The 1,785-nt window shown below is 52.4% G+C and carries 3 protein-coding genes; all 3 read right to left on the bottom strand.

Annotated elements, in window-relative coordinates:
• Positions 1–10: 10 nt before the first annotated feature.
• On the bottom strand, positions 11–373 hold the full coding sequence (locus IVA82_RS44620) for a DUF2971 domain-containing protein (RefSeq protein ID WP_247383694.1): 363 nt from the start codon (positions 371–373) through the stop codon (positions 11–13).
• Between the two features lie 35 nt (positions 374–408).
• Positions 409–537, bottom strand: a complete 129-nt coding sequence (locus IVA82_RS48735) for a hypothetical protein (protein WP_256469832.1) — start codon at positions 535–537, stop codon at positions 409–411.
• Positions 538–617: 80 nt separating this feature from the next.
• Positions 618–1,475, bottom strand: a complete 858-nt coding sequence (locus IVA82_RS44625) for a DUF3800 domain-containing protein (protein WP_247383695.1) — start codon at positions 1,473–1,475, stop codon at positions 618–620.
• Between the last annotated feature and the right edge of the window lie 310 nt (positions 1,476–1,785).

Here is a 1,785-nt window from a genome sequence, read left to right on the forward strand (position 1 = left end):
ATCTGACCCATCAATCGCTCTTAAGCTCGCTCTTAAACACGTGCTTATGAGTGCTCAATCCGCCTCTCAGAACAAGGCGGCCTTCATCGTGGGCGTACGTATCAAACACGATTGCGATTCCATTTCCGTTCGCTCCATACCCACGCCACATCGACAGTCGCCCATCGTCATCATCCCTTTTGTGGCTGGATAGACAGAACACGTAAGTATCTAAGATGTGTTCGTTGGCAAACCGATTGAAAAAGTGCGCAAAACTGTCCTTGAATAGCTGCGCCCGCTCTGCTGTTTTGCAGGCAGTTACCAAGTCTTCACTCGCAAGTACGATTTGGTTGCCCTCGATAACTCCAAATCGGACTTCTTCAATGTCGTTCATGAAAAGTGGATTGGAGAGCCAGACCTCATTGGTCGTTAAGATTTTTCGAGAACCTGAATTGTGGTGTAGTGCGCAAGTAGCGGCTTTTTGGCCGCAAAGGTGTCCTCCGGGCGGAGGTCGGCCCATAGAGGGCTGAAGATGCTGATAATTGATTTGTCGTCCATGGTCGTCGCAATCCTTAGACTATTCTGAGTTCTAGCCGCTCGAAATTAGCTTGTCCGCAAAACTCTCTCATCCTTGAAGGTCACGGCCAGAACTTGTAACCATAGAATTCGAAGATTTCCTTCTGCTTGTCATTCAGTTTTGCCTTCCATGTTGGTGTCGGTTGCAGAGCCACGCCATAGTCCATCCACGACCCGTTCTCTTTAGCCATGACCGGCTCCAGCAATTTCGCGAACTCATTGTTCCACTTGGTCGGTGGCAGCGTGTCCATGGCTTGGTAGAAGGCGCTGGTTACAACATCGGCAAGCTGCGCACCGGGGCTTGCCAAGTGCGACACAGGGTGGGCAAGGCGCCAGTCCAGTACTTCCCACATGATCCGGCGCTTTGGGAGCTTGAGAGCGCCGGCCCTTGCCTGCATCTTAAGCAGTTCGTGGTAAGCAGCCGTTTGCGCATAGGAATGGACAGCGCGTTCGCTATAGAAAATCTTTAGGATGCGATTTTTTGCGCGTTCTTTGAGTGCATTCTGATAGCAGAAGTCAGTTACGCGCTCCAAAAGCAGACGGAGACAGTAATTATAGAACCACTGTGGGGCTCCAACGCGCTCGGCTCGTTCGTTCTGATGGCGGCGCATGTTCTTCTTGTTCGATGCAAGCACAAACCCGCGTAGCGGAAGCTGAGCCATCTCCCCTAGTGCGATCCGCTTCTGAGGGGCGGACAAATGCCTGTAGTGAAGGTCAGTACGTTTGCATCCAGCCTTGGACAAGATCGCCTGAACCCAGTTGGTCACTTCGGGCTCATACTTCGCTCTTAGAACAACCGCGCCAAGGCACAGCCATTCCGTTGCGCCAACGGGATCAATTGGGCGCACGGTTTTCAGTCCTGTATCGCCCGCCTCGTCAATGAAAGCGACGTAGTAAGGGTCTGGGATGTGAGTCGCCATGGTCGGCAACTATGGCGTGTCCGCAACAGGTGGATCAATCCGTGTAGTCCGGCCCGCGGCGGCTATGAACAGAAAAGCCGAGTAAGCGCGCCGAATGCTTTTCTAGAGGTGTATGTTCGGGTGTATGTAGAATGGATGCCGTGAAATAAATAGTTAGAATTGTTAGCATGTTTGTTGTAATTGGCGGACTCCCTCTCCGCCAGCCCTCCGCGTGTCCAGACCGGAGACATAGGTAACAGCTCGTACCTAAGACATGGGTGACAACCTCGTGCCGATCGGGTTGTCGGGCTGTTGCAAGGTCATTTACTCC

The organism is Bradyrhizobium sp. 142, from assembly GCF_023074015.1.
Classification (GTDB): Bacteria; Pseudomonadota; Alphaproteobacteria; order Rhizobiales; family Xanthobacteraceae; genus Bradyrhizobium.

Bases quoted from the DNA above. Each gene is read 5' to 3' on its own strand.
- IVA82_RS44625 (WP_247383695.1), bottom strand. From the start codon at position 1,475: ATGGCGACTCACATCCCAGACCCTTACTACGTCGCTTTCATTGACGAG.
- IVA82_RS44620 (WP_247383694.1), bottom strand. From the start codon at position 373: ATGAACGACATTGAAGAAGTCCGATTTGGAGTTATCGAGGGCAACCAA.
- IVA82_RS48735 (WP_256469832.1), bottom strand. From the start codon at position 537: ATGGACGACAAATCAATTATCAGCATCTTCAGCCCTCTATGGGCCGAC.